Annotated in this window: 16 protein-coding genes; 11 read left to right on the forward strand and 5 right to left on the reverse strand. The window is 55.6% G+C overall.

Translation table 11 applies throughout. The features are described 5' to 3' along the window. Complete coding sequence (locus IT893_RS04665; protein ID WP_197146993.1) at nt 1–1059, reverse strand: sensor histidine kinase; 1059 nt, start codon at nt 1057–1059, stop codon at nt 1–3. Nucleotides 1060–1464: 405 nt separating this feature from the next. On the opposite strand from IT893_RS04665, the gene IT893_RS04670 reads away from it, so the two are divergent. Together IT893_RS04670 and IT893_RS04675 are read left to right on the forward strand one after the other, a co-directional pair. Then, a complete protein-coding gene (locus IT893_RS04670; RefSeq protein ID WP_197146994.1) occupies nt 1465–3057 on the forward strand; it encodes a lysine--tRNA ligase in 1593 nt (530 codons plus the stop codon). A 137-nt stretch (nt 3058–3194) separates the two neighbouring features. Then, nucleotides 3195–4151: a proline dehydrogenase family protein gene (locus tag IT893_RS04675; protein WP_197146995.1), complete on the forward strand. Its 957-nt coding sequence runs from the start codon at nt 3195–3197 to the stop codon at nt 4149–4151. A gap of 48 nt (nt 4152–4199) precedes the next feature. Here the strand turns inward: IT893_RS04675 and IT893_RS04680 are convergent, their stop codons facing one another. Then, a complete protein-coding gene (locus tag IT893_RS04680; protein ID WP_008890233.1) occupies nt 4200–5255 on the reverse strand; it encodes a hypothetical protein in 1056 nt (351 codons plus the stop codon). Nucleotides 5256–5462: 207 nt separating this feature from the next. On the opposite strand from IT893_RS04680, the gene IT893_RS04685 reads away from it, so the two are divergent. Continuing rightward, complete coding sequence (locus tag IT893_RS04685) at nt 5463–6047, forward strand: TetR/AcrR family transcriptional regulator (protein ID WP_197146996.1); 585 nt, start codon at nt 5463–5465, stop codon at nt 6045–6047. Between the two features lie 136 nt (nt 6048–6183). Continuing rightward, nucleotides 6184–6771: a DUF4136 domain-containing protein gene (locus IT893_RS04690; protein ID WP_197146997.1), complete on the forward strand. Its 588-nt coding sequence runs from the start codon at nt 6184–6186 to the stop codon at nt 6769–6771. A gap of 81 nt (nt 6772–6852) precedes the next feature. Here the strand turns inward: IT893_RS04690 and IT893_RS04695 are convergent, their stop codons facing one another. After that, on the reverse strand, nt 6853–7728 hold the full coding sequence (locus tag IT893_RS04695; protein WP_197146998.1) for a branched-chain amino acid aminotransferase: 876 nt from the start codon (nt 7726–7728) through the stop codon (nt 6853–6855). 186 nt (nt 7729–7914) lie between these two features. Between IT893_RS04695 and IT893_RS04700 the strand changes: the two genes are divergently transcribed. Continuing rightward, complete coding sequence (locus tag IT893_RS04700) at nt 7915–8724, forward strand: inositol monophosphatase (protein WP_197146999.1); 810 nt, start codon at nt 7915–7917, stop codon at nt 8722–8724. A 22-nt stretch (nt 8725–8746) separates the two neighbouring features. On the opposite strand, the gene IT893_RS04705 is transcribed toward IT893_RS04700, so the two are convergent. Both IT893_RS04705 and IT893_RS04710 read right to left on the reverse strand, forming a co-directional pair. Continuing rightward, nucleotides 8747–11968, reverse strand: coding sequence for an ATP-binding protein (locus IT893_RS04705; protein WP_252724082.1), 3222 nt, complete (start codon nt 11966–11968; stop codon nt 8747–8749). 127 nt (nt 11969–12095) lie between these two features. After that, nucleotides 12096–12716 carry a helix-turn-helix transcriptional regulator gene (locus IT893_RS04710; RefSeq protein WP_008890227.1) on the reverse strand — a complete coding sequence of 207 codons (621 nt, stop codon included), beginning with the start codon at nt 12714–12716 and terminating at the stop codon, nt 12096–12098. A 558-nt stretch (nt 12717–13274) separates the two neighbouring features. On the opposite strand from IT893_RS04710, the gene IT893_RS04715 reads away from it, so the two are divergent. The 6 genes from IT893_RS04715 (at nt 13275) to IT893_RS04740 (ending at nt 17176) form a co-directional block, all read left to right on the forward strand. Continuing rightward, complete coding sequence (locus IT893_RS04715; protein WP_197147000.1) at nt 13275–13715, forward strand: hypothetical protein; 441 nt, start codon at nt 13275–13277, stop codon at nt 13713–13715. Continuing rightward, complete coding sequence (locus IT893_RS04720; RefSeq protein WP_197147001.1) at nt 13703–14224, forward strand: hypothetical protein; 522 nt, start codon at nt 13703–13705, stop codon at nt 14222–14224. The genes IT893_RS04715 and IT893_RS04720 overlap by 13 nt, the downstream gene beginning before the upstream one ends. Nucleotides 14225–14464: 240 nt before the next feature. Further along, nucleotides 14465–14701, forward strand: coding sequence for a hypothetical protein (locus IT893_RS04725; protein WP_197147002.1), 237 nt, complete (start codon nt 14465–14467; stop codon nt 14699–14701). 2 nt (nt 14702–14703) lie between these two features. Continuing rightward, nucleotides 14704–16227: a portal protein gene (locus IT893_RS04730; RefSeq protein WP_197147003.1), complete on the forward strand. Its 1524-nt coding sequence runs from the start codon at nt 14704–14706 to the stop codon at nt 16225–16227. After that, nucleotides 16227–16472, forward strand: a complete 246-nt coding sequence (locus IT893_RS04735; RefSeq protein ID WP_197147004.1) for a hypothetical protein — start codon at nt 16227–16229, stop codon at nt 16470–16472. The genes IT893_RS04730 and IT893_RS04735 overlap by 1 nt, the downstream gene beginning before the upstream one ends. Before the next feature lie 53 nt (nt 16473–16525). After that, a complete protein-coding gene (locus tag IT893_RS04740; RefSeq protein WP_197147005.1) occupies nt 16526–17176 on the forward strand; it encodes a hypothetical protein in 651 nt (216 codons plus the stop codon). The last annotated feature ends 10 nt before the right edge of the window (nt 17177–17186 follow it).

A 17186-nucleotide genomic window follows, 5' to 3' on the forward strand; every position in this document is an offset into this window, starting at 1 on the left:
TCACTTCCCTATTTTGAAGTTGATGACAAAGGTGGTTTCGCCATTGGTCGTGATATCAAGCGTGCCACCAATCTGGTCGGCCAGCAGTTCAATCAGTTGCAGGCCAAGCCCGTCACTCGTGCCCGGGGTAAAGTCATCGGGCATGCCACGCCCGTTATCGGATACTCGCAAGGTCACAACATCCTGCTCATTCATCTGGGTCGATACCGTGATCTGACCTTTTGCACCGTCGGGGAAACCGTGTTTCAGCGCATTGGTGATCAGTTCGTTGGCAATCAGTCCGCATGGCACGGCCTGATCGATGGTGAGTTCGACATGGGCCAGATTGCTTTTGACCTGTACCCGGCTGATATCGACATTGAATGTCGCCAGAAGCGACGAAATAAGGCTTTCGCAGAAATCGGCAAAATTCACCTTGGCGATGTCTTCGCTTTGATACAGCGACTGGTGAATTTGCGCCATCGACCGGACGCGATTGCAGCTGTCGATCAGCGCTTCGCGTGCCTGAATGTCAATGACCGAGGATGTCTGCATATCGAGCAAACTGTGAATGATCTGCAGATTGTTTTTCACCCGGTGATGGACTTCGGAAAGCAGGGTTTCCTTTTCACGCAGGGACCGAGCGATCTGTTCTTCGCGATGTTTGCGTTCAGAAATGTCGGAAATGGCTGCAAGGATTTGATGCTTTTCGCCATCAGAGATCGGGTTCAGGCCGATTTCAACCGGGAACTCGCTGCCATCCTTGCGCAAGGCATAAAGATCGCGGCCAGCCCCCATCGGGCGGGGATTGGGCTGCTCCGAATAGGATCGGCGCAAACGCGGGTGTCCGGTACGAAAACGTTCGGGGACCAGCATTTCAATCGGCTGACCCAGCAGTTCATCGCGCGCATAGCCGAAAATGATTTCGGTCTGGGCGTTCACCATTTCCATGGTGCCATCCGCACTGATCAGGATCATGGCATTTGGCGCGTATTCAACAACGCGTTCAAATCTTTGATCCGGACTTTTCGTCGGAAAGGCGTTTTCGGTGATGTGCTCACCGGTCTCTCCAAACGACATCAACACACTCCAATCATCGTGTTTGGTTCGTCGATCGGGTTTGCCTTCGCTTGCGGACGATCAATAGTATTAAATTAAACTAATAGTGTATCGCAGCATAAGCGTATGGTTATGCAATAAAAGCTCTTCTCAATTTAAGCGTGCTTACCCACTGTCGGATATTTGTCGGCAGGTGGCTGAAGTCAACTACACTTAGGTGTAGCCGCTAAGGTGGCTTTACAAGCAACCGCCTGCAGATAAATATCGGCGATTGGCCCGGTAATTCCGCGATTATTTGGCAGCCATGCGCAACAGGTGCTTGATCTTGGCCCGAAGTGGGGTATAGCTTCGCGCAAACATGCGATCAGCGTGATGCGTATATTTCCCGAGAATTTAACGATCCAACTGACAAACAAGGTTTCAAAAATGACAGCCGATCTTCGAGATGCCGCACTTAACAGCAACGTCTGGGCTTTTCAGGAAGCCAGCAAGCTGGTCAAGCGGTACAAACAGAAGGCGCCTGAAAAGGGCTATGTCCTTTTTGAAACCGGCTATGGTCCGTCGGGTCTGCCGCATATCGGCACTTTTGGCGAAGTTGCGCGCACGACCTATGTCCGTCGCGCGTTTGAAACCATGTGCGATATCCCGACCAAGCTGTTTTGCTTCTCCGATGACATGGATGGCCTGCGCAAGGTGCCCGACAACATCCCGAACAAGGATATGGTCGCCGAACATCTTGGCAAGGCGCTAACCAGCGTTCCCGATCCGTTTGGGACGCATGAAAGCTTTGCCCATCACAACAATGCCAAGCTGCGTGAATTCCTTGATGGTTTCGGGTTCGAGTACGAATTCAAATCATCGACCGACTGTTATCGTTCCGGCATGTTTGACGCGGCGCTTTTGCGCCTGCTGGAACGCTATGACGCGATCCAGAAAATCATGCTGCCGACCCTTGGTGAAGAACGCCGTGCGACCTATAGCCCGTTCATGCCAGTCGAGCCGGGCACCAACAAAGTCCTGATGGCCAAGGTGACCGAACTCAAGCCTGAGTCCGGCAGCATTGTTTACGAACATCCGGAAACCGGTGATCTGGTCGAAACGCTGGTCACGGGTGGCAATTGCAAACTGCAATGGAAGCCGGACTGGGCGATGCGCTGGTATGCGCTGGGCGTTGATTATGAAATGGCCGGCAAAGACCTTATTCCGTCGGTCGAGCTTGGCAACAAGATCGTCAAGGCACTTGGCGGCACCCCGCCGGAAGGCTTCAATTACGAGCTGTTCCTTGATGAGAACGCCCAGAAGATTTCCAAATCCAAGGGCAATGGTCTTTCGATGGAAGACTGGCTGAAATATGCGCCGGAAGACAGCCTGTCACTGTTCATGTTCCAGAAGCCGAAAACCGCAAAGCGTCTGTATTTCGATGTCATCCCGAAAACCGTGGATGAGTACCTGACCTTTGCCGAAAAGCTTAAAACCGAAACCGATCCGGAAAAAATCCTGCAGAACCCGGCCTGGCACATTCATGCCGGCACCGCACCGGATCGCGAAATTCCGTTGTCGTTCGGCATTCTTCTGAACCTTGTTTCGGTCTGCAATACTGATGATCGCGACCTGCTGTGGAAGTTCATTTCGCGCTACGCCACCGGCGCAACCCCGGAAACCTCGCCGTATCTTGATAAGCTGGTCGGCTATGCGATCAACTATTACAGCGACTTCGTCAAACCGACCAAGTCGTACCGCGCCCCGACCGAGGCGGAAAAAGCAGCCCTTCAGGATCTGCGCGATACGCTGGCCAAAATTGCACCGGGCACCGATCCGTCCGACATCCAGACCGAAGTTTTCACCGTGGGCAAAAACCACAATTACGAAAACCTGCGTGACTGGTTCAAGACGCTTTATGAAGTGCTGCTGGGGCAGGAACAGGGCCCGCGTATGGGCTCCTTCATTGCGCTTTATGGTCTTGATGAAAGTGTTGCCCTGATCGACCGTGCGCTGGCCGGTGAAGATCTCTCTGCCTAAGACGGCGCGATCAGATAAACATAAAAGACGGCTCGCCTTTGGCGGGCCGTTTTGCTTTTTGGGTCATATCATTCAATAATTTGCCGATCAGACCGGCTATGGCGGTGCTTTGCGTCACCAGCAAGGAATTGAATGATATGGGATTTTGGCAGAAATCAATGATCGCGGTTGCATGTTCCAAACCGCTTCGCACCCTTGGCGAGGCGATTGGACGCAAGACCGGACTGGCCGCACAGTTCGTCAGTGCGAACGATGGCATCGGGCATGTGTCGCGGGCAAATGCGCTGGCGGCACAAGGTATCCGGATTTCAAGCTTTTATCTTGGTGAATATGTCGAAGACATCACCCAGGTCCGCGAAACGGTCGATCAGCTTTGTTTTGTGATACCAAGCCTCGATATGTCTGGACTGGATGTGCATGTGTCGATTGATCCGTCGCAGCTGGGCTATATGCAGGGCCAGGCGGTCCTGACCAAACATGTCGATGAGATCGCAAACAAGATCCGCGATATTGCAGAACAGGCAAACTCATCCCAAACCATCCGGCTTATGATCGATATGGAAGATTTTGACATGGTCGATGATACGCTGGCGCTGCATCATCGGTTGGCGACCGCCGGTGTGCCGGTTGCCCAAACCCTTCAAGCCCGTTTGCACCGGACGGAATCTGATCTGAACGACATGATTGCACGCGGGGCGATGGTACGACTGGTCAAGGGAGCAATGGCCCCACCGGCAAGCGTAGCTTTTACCGACCGTGACCAGATTGACGCCAACTATCTGAGTCTGGCCGGCATGATGTTATCGGAAACCGCCAAGCAAAGCGGGTTTTTCCCGGTCTTTGGCAGTCACCATTGCGACTTGGTGCTCAAGATCGCGACGCTTGCTGATGACAATGGCTGGGCGCGCGATCAGTTCGAGTTCGAGATGCTTTATGGGGTCAATCAGCCGTTGCAACGTGAACTGCTTGCGGCGGGGTATCGCCTGCGGCTGTATGCGCCGTTTGGAAAGGATTGGTGGGCCTATGCCTGGCGCCGGGTGGGGGAGAACCCGCGCAACCTGTCGCTTTTGATGAAGTCGGGACTTCATCGATAATAAAACCGAACGAGGCCAGCATAGATGTGCTGGCCTCAAAGTTTTAAATCAGCTTGGTGGCAGGTAACGCCGCAACGGATGATCTTCAAATGGCGCCAGAAGCACATGGCGGGCACGTTGCCAACCCACCCCGAATGCCATCACCAGCCCGCCAACGATGAAGCAGACCAGAACGATGGTCATGGACGGATCAATCGCCGCCCCCTCGAACCCGGATTGCAACAGATAACCGACATAGATCAGGCCACTGATGATCGGCGACCGGCGATCCAGGATCAGGGACAGCACCATGGCGATGATGATCACTGGGATCATCGCAAGGGCGGCGGCCTCAAACGTTGCGGCAATCGAATGGATGGTCAGCGGCGCGCCAAAGACATAAAGCCAGAACGCACATTCTGCCCAACCATTGATCCGCTTGGGATCGCGGCTGTCGATAAAGATCGCAAGGGCGAGCAACAAGATGCCCGTCGCCGTGATCAGATAGGGGATATAGGGTTCTGCCGCCGGGCCGAATGTCGCCATCAAAGCAGACCAGAAGACCCCAACAAGGCCAGCAGCAATCAGCGCAAAGGATACCGGCAGGCGATAGCGCAGGAAGAAGCCAAGCTGGAAGGCAAAGCCGATGATGGCGACAAAGACCAGCACATTCATCGACCGCTGCCCGAAATCAATTACGGTATCAAGATCGGACAACTGCCCGGCAGGCCCGGCAAGCGACATGTAAATCGCCACCGCATAGATCATCAATGTCGCGCCAAGGGCGGCCATAATCGCGATGGAGGGCAGGGATGCCTTGAGCTTGCCGGCGATATATTCCGCCAGCGCGACATAGGCGATCATGGCAAGCGGTGGCGCGATCCAAAACGCCGGGCCATTGGCAAGCAGGCCCCACAGAACGAACCAGCCGATGGTCAGTGCGCATATGCCAAGGGCGATGAAGATGTCATTCATGCCGCGAAACAGCGTGAATTTCTCGGTTTCAGGCGACTCTTGTGCTTGTTCGGCAAGGTAGCCTTCGAGCCGTGCAAAGGCCTCTTCGCTGAGCACGCCGGCCGATACCGCATTTCGGATATCGGCAAGGGTGAAATGATTGTTTTTCACGGTGGCTCCGGAGTGTGTTGTTGCTCTTGTGCCGTTTTGGCGTGTGTCCGATGGATCAGTGATACACGCCCTGTGCAATGCTTTCAAATTTCTTGGTATGCCTAAAGGCGGACTAAGGCATCGAAAGGGCACCTAAACTACGCAGTTAACAGGAAGATAATATTTGACATATAAGTTAGTGAACTGACTTATATTTTTGAGGTATCCATGGCCACCAAGCTGAGTTCCGAGCAAAAGCGTCAAAAGCTTGCCCGTGCGGCAATGAATGTGATCTGGCGCGATGGCTATCACGCCGCCACCATTCAGGCGGTCGCGACCGAGGCCGGATTACCTGCCGGTGGCGTATTTTACCGCTTTCCCAAGAAACATGACCTTGCCCTGGTGGCACTGGAAACCATGGAAGGGGAGTTTGTCCCGCTTCTGGAAAGTCTTTCCACGTCGCGTTCGGTCGCGGATCGGTTGGCAAAGTTCTTTGATTATCTTGATGCCATGACCCCGCGCCGGGTCAGTCATGGCTGCCCGTTGGCAAGGCTGATGCTTGATCTTCCAGCGGATGATGATTTTACCCCGTCGCGCAAAACCGGGCAGGCGGTATTTGACGCCCTGATCAACTGGGTTGCCGGTCAGCTTGAAGAAGGCGGGGTAGATCGCAAAACAGCCGCAAAGACCGGCCGTCAGATCATCATGCGGTGGCAGGGCGCGATTATTCTGGCCCATAGCATGGGGGATCGGGCCATCCTTGATGATGAGATCAATGAACTGCGTGCACTGGCCAAAGATCTGATTGGCTAAACCCCGGTTGTTTTTCTCCTAAAAGTTGATTGCCATTATTTACGCATTTTCTGATGATGAATTAGGGGTTTGGCGCATTTACCCGATGCGTGTCGCACTTGGTCCGGCAAACATTTCAAACCAAAGGACACGGGCAATGACGAAGATGAAACTTGTGCTGGTGGCGATGATGGCAACGGTCTTGGCGGCCTGTGCCACAGGTCCGCGCATCTATACCGATGCTGATCCGGCGGCCGATTTCGGACGGTATCAGACATTCGCCTTTGTCGAAGGGGCTGGCAAGAATGCCGAGGCGCAATATCAGACCCTGTCGGGTCAGCGGATCGAGGATGCGATCAACACCGCAATGGTGTCGCGCGGATATCAGCTTGATATTCACAACCCCGACCTTTTGATCAATTTCCATCTCAAGACCGAGGAAAAGACACGCTCCTCTCCGCCGGTTTATATGGGCGGCTATTATGGCTATCGCAGCGGCATGTATGTCGGCTGGCCGGGCTATGTCGAACCGGGCTATGTCGATAGCTATACCGAAGGCACGCTGAGCATCGATCTGGTTGACCGTCAGACCCGTCAGATGGTCTGGGAAGGCACGGCTGTTTCGCGGGTGACCAGTTCGCTTCGCGAAGCGCCGAATGAAACAGTGCGGGCTGCGGTGGCGTCGATCTTTGCGCAATATCCCTATGTGGCGGGCAATAGCGCGCCCCGAGCCTTGGCGCAGTAAGAAAGCGTTCAGACGGAATAAAAAACGGCCCGGATATCCGGGCCGTTTGTCTGTCGATCATGTGCGAAGTGCTAACTGCAATCAGTCTTCGCTGGCCGCAACAAACGCCATGTAAAGGTCCTGCGCGCGCCGCGTGATCGGGCCGGGCTGCAGGTTGCGGTCATCCAGTTTGACGCACGGGGCGACCTTGTAATAGTTGCCGGTGCCAAAGATTTCGTCAGCGGTTTCGAGTTCTTCGTATTTGCAGGTCTTTTCCACGACATCAACGCCGTCTTCACGCAGAAGCTTGATCACGCGCTGGCGGGTCAGTCCATTGAGGAACGTGCCATTGATTGCCGGGGTAAAGACCGTACCGTCCTTGGCAAAGAACAGGTTGGCATAGGAAAACTCGGCCACATTGCCAATCGGATCGAGCATCACGCCGGTGTCAAAGCCCGAACTGGTGGCCTCGGTCACCGCGCGTCCGACATTGGGATACAGGCAGGATGCCTTGGCCTCGGTCGGGGCACTTTCCGGTGACGGGCGGCGGAAGCTTGATTTGCGGGCACTAAAGCCGGTTTGGATGGCTTCTGGCATTTCACTGACAGAAATGCACAGCACGAACTGCGCGCTTTCGGGCGTCGGCGCGATGAAGCCTTCGCCGCCAAAGACCAGCGGTTTGATGTAAAGGGCGAGTTCCGGATCGAACTTTTGAACGCCTTCCTTGACCAGGGCAACGATTTCCTCGGTGGTGATCGTCGGTTTCAGGCCCATCAGTTCGGCCGAGCGGATCACACGCGCACAATGCGGATAGAGGTCCGGCATTTTGCCATTCATGCGGCGTGCACCATCAAACACGGTCGAGGCCATCCAGAAACCATGGGTTTGCGGCCCCATGATGTTTGGGTTCCCTTCGTGCCATTGGCCCTGATACCAGGTCCAGGTAGTGACAGTGCTATCGGTGGCGGCGTGACCCATTTTTGTACTCCTGTGGGGCGGTTCATTAGCGCTGCCTAGCATAGGATTTTTGCAATCAAATGGTCAAAGAAAACATCACCGCTTTAGTGCCTTTGAAATGTCATGAAACCTTGCAAGCAGTTATGCGATAGGTTTTTCTATAGATAGTTGATTTTGAGACGCTTTCCGCTTTGAAAGGAAAACAGGATGGGTGATGACGTCAAACTTGATCTCGACGCGCGGTTCGAACATGCCCGTGACGTCATCCGCACTGCCGGAAAGCGGGCGATGGAATATTTCGACGGCAGTGCCGGCGATCTCGAGGTCGAGGCCAAGGAAAACCCGCTCGATATGGTCAGCATCGCCGACAAGAATGTCGAGGCGATCATTCGTGATCAGATCGCCGACACCTTTCCCGAGGATGGCTTCCTGGGCGAGGAAATGGGCATCGAAAAGGGCGATAATGATTGCCTGTGGGTGATTGACCCGATTGATGGCACGGCGTGCTTTGTCAATCAGATGCCAAGCTGGTGCATTTCCATCGCCCTTGTCGTCAAGGGGAAGATCGAAATCGCCCTGATTTATCAGCCGTGCGGCAAGGAATTGTTCAGTGCCCGTCGCGGTCAGGGGGCGCTTGCCAATGGCGAGCCGATCAAGGCCAGTGAGGCCAAAACCGTCGGTGATGGCGTGATGGGGCTTGGCATGTCCCATCGTACGACAAGTGACGCGATTATGCCGTTTATCAAGGACTTGCTGGATCGCAAGGGCATCTTTATGCGCAACGGATCAGGCGCACTTTCGATGGCCTATGCCGCCGCCGGGCGGATGATCGGCTATTACGAACCGCATATCAATCCGTGGGACTGTCTGGCCGGGATCCTGTTGATGCAGGAAGCAGGCGGTTGGGCCAATGATTATCTGGCAGCACCCGATGCGCTTGAAAAAGGCGCACCGATCCTGACAGCCGGGCCCAATGTTGCCGAAGAACTTAAATCCATGACCGGTATCACCCGTTAGGTGCTTCTTTCGCCCAGGATTGTCAGATGTCAACCGGTGTGCCTTGCGCCTGACGGGCTTCGAGCTTGCGGTCTTTTAGGCGCGCAAGTTCACCATTAATCGCTTCGACATCAAGGGGTTTGGTGCAATAGGCGTCAAAGCCGGACTCGCGGAACTTTTCAAGGTTGTCGTTTGAAATATCCGCGGTCAGGGCCAGTACCGGCGTGGTTGCCTTGATCGGGTCATCAAACAGACGGATGCGTCGGGTGGCTTCGATACCGTCAACACCGGGCATGTGAAGATCCATCAGAACCGCGTCGAAATCGGTGCCAGCAAGAATATCGAGCGCGATCTGACCATCAGCAGCCGTGGTAATCGTATGACCCTGTGCTTCCAGCAGTTTCTGGGCAAGGATGCGGTTGATCTCGATATCCTCAACCAAAAGCAGGTTCCATGCACCCGGATCAGCCGTCTCGGCATTTTCAGATCTGGCGTCGTCCGGGTTTGCGGTTTGTCCTTCCTGCTGGGCAACGTCGGTTTCGTTGCTGCGTGGCAAGGTCAGGTCAAACCAGAAACGGCTGCCTTTGCCTTCCTCGCTTTCGACTTGTACCCGGCCGCCCATTGCCTGAACCATGCGCTGACAAATTGTCAGGCCAAGTCCAGTGCCGCCATAACGACGCGTCGTGGTGGTGTCGGCCTGTGTGAAGGCATCAAAGATGGCTTCGAGTTTGTCATGTGCAATGCCGATCCCGTCATCACGCACAGAAATGCGGAATGAAACGGTTTCATCCCCGACATCAAGTGCCTTTACCAGAACCTGAACCTTGCCCTGTTTGGTGAATTTGATGGCGTTGGAAACAAGATTGGTCAGCACCTGTTTGAGCCGCACAGGATCGCCAATCACATGGCGCGGCAGTTTCGGATCGATATCAAGTTCAAGCGTGCTGTGCTGTGCGCGTGCCGGCACCAGCATCATCGAAACGACTTCCTCGCAGATGTGGTGCAGATCAAACGGGTTTTCTTCCAGCACAAGCTTGCCGGCCTCGATCTTGGAGATATCAAGAATATCGCCAATCAGCGACAGGACGTGGCGACCGGCCCCGCGAATGGTTGATAGGTAACTGCGCAGGGTTTCGGTCGGTTCATTGTGATCAAGACTGTCATTGGCCAGTTGGGTGTAACCCAAAATGGAGCTCATCGGGGATCGGAATTCGTGGCTCATATGGGCAATGAATTCCGATTTGGCACGATCGGCCTGCTGGGCTTGCGTCATGGCAGTTTCGGCTGCCGCACGCGCATCTTCAAGTTCGCGGGTCCGGATCGTAATCAGATCGACAATTTGCTTTTCTGTTCGATTAAGCGACCGGAGGTAAATCAGAAGCAGAACCGTGATCATGCTGCCAAAAACGAAAATGGCCCAAGGCTGCCAGTAAACAAGCGAATTCAGGCCTTCCTGATGGCGATGCAAAACAACAATCCAATCCCGATACCCGAAGGTGAAAGTTGACACATTGGGGTTAAAGGGAATGGCCTTTTCGCTCTCTATATCTTCAAGCGCGTGGTCAGGATCATGCGCACTATGAAAGAGCAACCCGGCGCGACCTGGTATCTTGGCATCCGCCAGATAAAGTCCGTAATCAACCGGGATGCGTGCGACACGTGCCGCACGTGTGATCATATCGCTGATCCGCAAAATGCCAGCTGCAATGCCCAGTGGCGGACCTTCGGGATCGCGCCGGTTCTTTACCGCCAAAAAAGCCAGTGACGAAACAAGCGATGCATCCGTCCGATATGACGGAAGCGGCTGGGTCATCGTGACATTGTTGGTCTTGATCGCAGTCTCGAGCGAGCGCACACGTGCAGGTTCACTGGCAAGGTCAAAGCCGACCCGATGTTCATTTCCCGACCGGGGGAAAATATAGAATACCGGGAAGTAGCGGTCGCGTGCGTCGGCAACGCGCATGATACCTTCGTCCATTTCACGAATCTGGAAGTTGTCAACACCGCGTAGTTCGGCATTTTCCTCGATCAGGGCGCGGGCGCGTCCTTCGACATAGGGGGCCCATTCAAGGGCGGCAACCCCCGGTCTTCGGTTGATCCAGGGGGCAACCATGGCATCGAATGTGGAGGATGAAACATCGCCATGGACATCAAACAATGTCCGCACCGCAATCAGCGCATCGGTTGCGCGGCCAAGTTCCTCGCGCAGCGACGCCTCAAACGCCAGGCGGTACTGCTCTGTGGCTAGCTGGTCGGCTTCTTCAAGTTGACTAAAGGTGTACCAGGATGCAAATCCCGAGACGCCGAAACCGATGACACCGATGAAAATCGCCAGGGCACGGCGCAGACGGTGAACGTCATCAGAGAAACTGCCGTCACGCGCGCCCTTTGTAACCAGACTTATGCGCTCCAGAACGACTGCAAGCAGCAAGGTGCCAACTGAACTGGCAATGATATAGCCGAACAGATTGTCGATGCCGGTCTCTAGTTCTGTACTGACAAAGGTCATGTTGCCAAGTGCGGCAAGGGCGATGATATCAGCAGCAATCAGCGCATTGGTGACAACCGCGCCAAGCAAGCCATAGCGGATCGTCGCCCAGATCACACAAGGCAGGGATACGAAGATAAACAGAAATTCCGGACGGGCGGTAAGCGGCGTGGTTTGAATAGCAGAAGCCAGTACCACACTGGCGAGGCCGATAAACACAAGCTCCCAATAGTGCACCAGTGGGCGCCCGGTGGCTCCCCAGTTCATAATGCGTAAAACCAGTGGCCCAACAACCAGAACCCCGATGACATCGCCCCTGAACCAGCCCAGCCAGAACGGCTCGAATTGATCAAAGTTGCCAAAGTCAAACATGCTGACATTAAGCGCCCCGAGGCTGGCCGCAAGGGCCGGGGCCAAAACACCACCAGCAAAGAGAAAAATCGTAATGTCGCGCAGGCGACCCAGTGGATAGCGGCCAGCAAAGCGCGCAATCAGAAGGGCCGGGATGACGGTTGCGATTGTGATACCTGCGGGCACCAGAAGGACGGTGGCGATATGTTGTGCCACCACGAGGTTTAACAAGAGCGCACCGATATACACGGCCGGAAAATAGCGCCAGCCCCAATAAACCAGTGCGGCCAATGCGATGCCGGCCGGGGGCCAGATCAAGGTGACACTAGTGGCAAAAAACGGCAGGTGGATACCGGCATAGCCGGTAACGAAATAGCCAAGAATGATTACCAGATAACGCACAATGTGATGGCGCTGCAGCGTCAAACGATTCTTCCTTTTCCCCTCTGGCTCAGGCCAGTTTTCTTGTCGGGTCCTAATGTAAGGTGCCCGGCATCGGATTTGAATAGCACAATGACGAAATAGGCTCTCAAAAGTATAGGATCAGAGGTCGCTACTGGCTGCACCACAGAATACGGGCGACCCAGTCGATTTCCTCTGCCGGAATAAAACGGTCTTCGAAATCGGGATTCAGGGATTTTAACTCCACACCCAGCGCACCACGCCGGACCAGTTCCTTGGCCATGACTTCGCCCTCATGGGTTTTGACAACCACGCGGTCCTTGGGGCGGATGTTTGAGGCCGGGCTGACAATGATCAGGTCACCATCGCGAAACACCGGCGCCATGGACTCCCCCGATATCCGCAACCCATAGGCGGTTGGATCGTGCAGGGCGGGAAAGGTAATGTCTTCCCAGGATCCGCCAACCGGATATCCGGCATCATCAAAAAAGCCGCGATTGCCCGCCTGGGCAAAGCCGATCACGGGGATACGCCCGGCGCCATTGCCATCCACCAGTTCGGAAAATTCCCGAAAACTGACATCGGTGACGGAAAGCACCTTTGAAATGCTTTCGGTCGACGGCCAGCGTGCCTTGCCCTGGGCTGTGGTGCGCTTGGACCGGTTGAACGTGGTCGGGTCAAGTTGTGCCAGGCGCGCCAGTCCCGAAGGGGTCAAACCGTGATCTTCGGCGATCTGATCCAGGGCGGCCCATATTTGTTGATGTCTGATCATGCCCCATTCTAGCAGCAGGCAAGATCAGAAAGAAGGAATTAATTCCTTCTTTGAGGCTGGAATCGGCATCACACAACAATCCTGCGCGGTTCAGGCACCGAAAGTCCCGCAAACCGGGCCGTTCTAATCACCGTGGGCAAAACAAAAAGTATACCGCTTTTCTTTCGGACTTGATTGCAGCTTTACCCTGCCATTTCAGGGTCTTGATGACCAAGTGGCAGGGGCTTTGATCGGATTGATGGCATGTTCCTCATCTTTGGAATAGGAAATTAATCCTTTACAATGAGAACAAAAAGGGATTATAGCTTGCATATCAACACCGGAATTGCATCTGGAAATAAGTCAGGCCTCTCGGGGACCGGCTGAAAAGACGGCGAGAACCGTCGATATGCGCGGGCGGAACACCGCCCTTGGGGACATCACAAACCATTCATCAAATCAACGTGCATCGCAAGATGCGCGAACGGGAAAGTTTTATCTTTTTCAAAGGTTTGGTGCGGTGAAGGGTTGGTTGCAGGTCCGGTGGAATGAACAGGTTTTATCCAGCAGGAGGGCGACGTGACCGAACAACGACTTTTTCCCAAACCGCATTCTGCGCGCGACATCACCCCTTTTTCCAGTGCGAGGCAGGCGTGGTTCTGGTTCGTGCGCTGTCAAACCGCGCGGATCGAAGGCGCACGTGTGGTGGCCGACGCGGGCGAGGTGGTGCGCCCCTGTGATCCTGATGATGTCTATAACGCGGTGATGCGCCTTAAAAAGGCGGGCATTCTGGGCGACCGGCATTTGCAGGTACTGGAATATTTCGGGCTGGTCGAACGTGAACCCGATGCCCGCGATCCGCGCGAAAAGGACAAGGGTGATTTATGGCAACAGGCCCTTGATGCGCTTGAAAATGTGCTGGTCACACGCGGCATCGTCAAACGCGGGGAAGACGAAAGTTTCCATCACGAAGATGTCGCCGTGGAACTGGGTGGGGATCTGTCGCCATGCGGGATGTAACCAACGTGCTCAAACAATCCAAAGCCTCTGAAACGGCGCAGGACTCCGCCGATCCATGGATGGATCACTGGGCCGATCAATCCGCATCTGGGCGCGAGGTTTCAGTGCTTGTCGTCTTTGCCGATGCGCCGGAAAAGCGCCTGTTACGTATCCTGAAACCGGGATTTCGCCACTGCTTTGTGCTGGTCTCCGGGGTGCGGGCCGGGGAATGGATTTGCCTTGATCCGCAAAGCCATCGGGTACGCTGTGAAAGCTGGTGCTATTCGCCGATCTTTGATCCGGCAGCCTATTATCGCGGCCTTGGCTATCACTGCATATGGGCGCGGTATCCGGCCTCGATTGCGCGCAAGGTTCGCTTTGGCCCGATGAGCTGTGTCGAGCTGATCAAACGCCTTTTGGGTATTTCGGCCTTCTGGATCATCACCCCCTGGCAGCTCTATCGCCATCTGCAACAGGGGATCGAGTGCGATCAGATCGGAGATGTGTTTTTTTCTGAAAAATGTTCTTGATTTGTTCTTATTAATGTGACATAAGAGACAAATCAACGCCACAGATGCGCCCGCAGGGTTTCGACCCTTGCGGGCGTTTTTGCGTTTGGCCGTGAGCTTGTGGATCGAGATTCCCGCCTGCGCGGGAATGACGTTCGCTTCATGCAGCTGTTTTGGGCACCGTCATCCCCGCGAAGGCGGGGACCTCGTGCAGCGTGCTCTTACGCAACCATCGCCCAATTTCACAACCTGGAGGCCCCGATGGGAAGTCTGTTTTCCACGCCGAAACCGGCGCGTGTTGCGCCGCCGGTTCCAGCGTCAACGGCGACTACAACCGAAGAAGACACCAGTGCCGAAGACGCCGCACGATCTGCCCGGACTGAGGCGCTTGAACGCCGCCGTTATGGTCGTGCCAGCCTGATCGGGACAAGTTATCGCGGGCTTTTGACGGACCGCATCGCCAAGGCGGGTGGCGGCAAGAACCTTTTGGGGGAATAGGCATGGCGAATTCGCAAAAGGCTGTGACTGAGGACAAGGCAACCGACGGGGCAGATATCACCCAGTTGCGCGCCCGTTTTCAAAAGGCGATGGAGCGCCGACGTAACTGGATTGCGCATTGGCAGGATTGTTATGAATTTGCCCTGCCACAGCGCAATGCTGCGGCATCCAACCAGACCAATGGCGGCAAGCGCCTTGATCGGGTGTTTGACGCAACTGCGTCCGATGCGGTCGAACAGCTTGCCGCCAGCCTGATGGCCGAAATCACCCCGCCGGGTGGCGGCTGGTTTGAGTTGGAACCGGGCGGTAATGTCGCCAATGCGGATCGACAGGCTTTGACCGAGCAACTTGGCCGGGCCGTTCGTATTTTGCAGGGGCATTTTGATCGCTCCAATTTCGCGGTCGAAATGCATCAGGCGTTTCTGGACCTGGTGACGGCCGGAACCGCGTGCTTGCGGCTGGAAAAGGCCGATTTGCACAGCCCGTCTGCTTTGCGCTTTACCGCCGTTCCCTTGCGGGATCTGGCGTTTGAAGAACGATCAGATGGCAAGATGGATGCGGTGTTTCGCAAACTGGCGCTCACCCGCGCGGAAATCCTTGCGACTTGGCCGGGGGCAAAGGGCTTTGCCGATGATGATCGCGATGACAAGGATGCACCCAAACGCTTCACCGTGATTGAGGCTGTTTTGCCTGCAACCGACCGCAAAACCGGCTATGAGCTGTGTGTCTTTCGCGAAGACGGCGATGCCAATACCAATGATCTGATCTATCGCGACCGCTTTGATGTGTCGCCCTATATCGCCTTTCGCTGGATGAAGGCACCGGGCGAGATTTATGGCCGATCACCGGTGATGAAGGCGCTGCCCGATATCAAGACCGCGAATAAGGTGGTGGAGCTGGTGCTCAAGAACGCCTCGATTGCCGTTACCGGAATCTGGCAGGCGGATGATGACGGCGTGCTGAACCCGGCAACCATCCGACTTGTGCCGGGCAGCATCATCCCCAAGGCCGTTGGATCGGCGGGGCTGAAACCGCTAGAGGCGCCCGGCCGGTTTGATGTGTCTGATCTTGTGCTCTCAGACCTGCGGGATCGCATTCGGCGCTGCTTGCTGGCCGATCGGTTGGGCCAAACTGATCAACCGGGCATGACCGCGACCGAGGTGCTTGAACGTGCGTCGGAAAACGCCCGGCTTCTGGGTGCAACCTATGGCCGGTTGCAGGCGGAATTGCTCTATCCGCTGATCCGGCGTGCGCTTTATCTCCTGACCCAAACAGGCGAACTTCCCGACATCCCGCTGGATGGCGATGTTGTGGTGCTGCGTCATGCGGCCCCGCTCGCACAACTGCCCAAGCGGGTACAGGCGGGACAGGCGCTTGATTGGCTGTCGCGGATTGCCGCCCTTGGCCCGGATGCCTTGGCAGAGGTCGATCTGCCGGTGATGGTCCGCTGGCTTGCCGATCAGTTTGGCGTGCCGGACCATTTGTTGCGGCCAAGCCTGCCACCCGAAATCACGGAGGCCGTGTGATGAGCAGTAACGGATGGGACTGGTTCGAGGCCGAGAACGAGACACTTTCGGAAAACGGCAGCGACCATTGGCAGGCCTGTTTTGATAGCGACGCCGGGGCAAAGGTCATCGCCGATCTTGAACGCCATTTCCTGCAAACAGCCCTTGGCCCGGATGCCAGCACTGCGGCGATCTGGATGCGCGAAGGGAAGCGCGCACTGGTGCTGCAGATCAAACGGCTGGCAGAGCGTTCCGCCGAGGATTGATCCCCGCCTCATCTACCAAACCCAAGTTTGACCCCATTTAGCGGAGTGTTCGCATGACAACCGAACCCGACCTTCTCGCACCGGAAACCAAGACGCCGGAAGCACCGGAAGTAGCAGAAACACCCGAGCTATCCGATACCGAAAGCGAAGTACTAGAAACCGACCTTGACGCCGCAGTCCTCGCCGATCTGGTGCCCGAAACACCGGACGCCTACGCAATCACGCTTGCAGATGGCATGGAAGATATCGATGCGGATTTGAACGAGCGCCTGCATGCGGCAGGCTTCAGCAACGCACAGGCTCAGCTGGTTTATGATCTGGCGGGGGAGGTTCTTTCACCGCTTCTGGGTGATCTTGATCAGGCCGCACAGCGGGCAACCGACCGTGCGGCGTTGACTGCCGAGTTTGGCGGGGCGGAAAGCTGGAAAAAGCTGGCCCCGAAAATCGAAAGCTGGGGCAAGGCCAACCTGCCAGAGGCCGCCTTTGAAACCCTGTGTCAAAGTGCCGATGGCGTGCGCGCCATGCATCGCATGATGACCCATGGCGATGAGGCAGCCCTTGGCAAAGCTGATGGCGGGGCGGGGGAGACCAGTCTTCGCTCCGAAATCCGGCGCAAGATGAATGATCCGCGCTATTGGCGGGATCGCGATCCAACGCTGGTGGCCGAGGTGCAGGCGGATTTCGCCCGTCTTTCCGGTGGGTAGCCAAGCCTAG

Source organism: Thalassospira sp. A40-3, from assembly GCF_015871485.1.
GTDB lineage: Bacteria > Pseudomonadota > Alphaproteobacteria > Rhodospirillales > Thalassospiraceae > Thalassospira > Thalassospira tepidiphila.

What these genes read in the sequence shown, in the direction of transcription:
- IT893_RS04665 (WP_197146993.1), bottom strand. Translation starts at nt 1,059, where the DNA reads ATGTCGTTTGGAGAGACCGGTGAGCACATCACCGAAAACGCCTTTCCG.
- IT893_RS04670 (WP_197146994.1), top strand. Translation starts at nt 1,465, where the DNA reads ATGACAGCCGATCTTCGAGATGCCGCACTTAACAGCAACGTCTGGGCT.
- IT893_RS04675 (WP_197146995.1), top strand. Translation starts at nt 3,195, where the DNA reads ATGGGATTTTGGCAGAAATCAATGATCGCGGTTGCATGTTCCAAACCG.
- IT893_RS04685 (WP_197146996.1), top strand. Translation starts at nt 5,463, where the DNA reads ATGGCCACCAAGCTGAGTTCCGAGCAAAAGCGTCAAAAGCTTGCCCGT.
- IT893_RS04690 (WP_197146997.1), top strand. Translation starts at nt 6,184, where the DNA reads ATGACGAAGATGAAACTTGTGCTGGTGGCGATGATGGCAACGGTCTTG.
- IT893_RS04695 (WP_197146998.1), bottom strand. Translation starts at nt 7,728, where the DNA reads ATGGGTCACGCCGCCACCGATAGCACTGTCACTACCTGGACCTGGTAT.
- IT893_RS04700 (WP_197146999.1), top strand. Translation starts at nt 7,915, where the DNA reads ATGGGTGATGACGTCAAACTTGATCTCGACGCGCGGTTCGAACATGCC.
- IT893_RS04710 (WP_008890227.1), bottom strand. Translation starts at nt 12,716, where the DNA reads ATGATCAGACATCAACAAATATGGGCCGCCCTGGATCAGATCGCCGAA.
- IT893_RS04720 (WP_197147001.1), top strand. Translation starts at nt 13,703, where the DNA reads ATGCGGGATGTAACCAACGTGCTCAAACAATCCAAAGCCTCTGAAACG.
- IT893_RS04725 (WP_197147002.1), top strand. Translation starts at nt 14,465, where the DNA reads ATGGGAAGTCTGTTTTCCACGCCGAAACCGGCGCGTGTTGCGCCGCCG.
- IT893_RS04730 (WP_197147003.1), top strand. Translation starts at nt 14,704, where the DNA reads ATGGCGAATTCGCAAAAGGCTGTGACTGAGGACAAGGCAACCGACGGG.
- IT893_RS04735 (WP_197147004.1), top strand. Translation starts at nt 16,227, where the DNA reads ATGAGCAGTAACGGATGGGACTGGTTCGAGGCCGAGAACGAGACACTT.
- IT893_RS04740 (WP_197147005.1), top strand. Translation starts at nt 16,526, where the DNA reads ATGACAACCGAACCCGACCTTCTCGCACCGGAAACCAAGACGCCGGAA.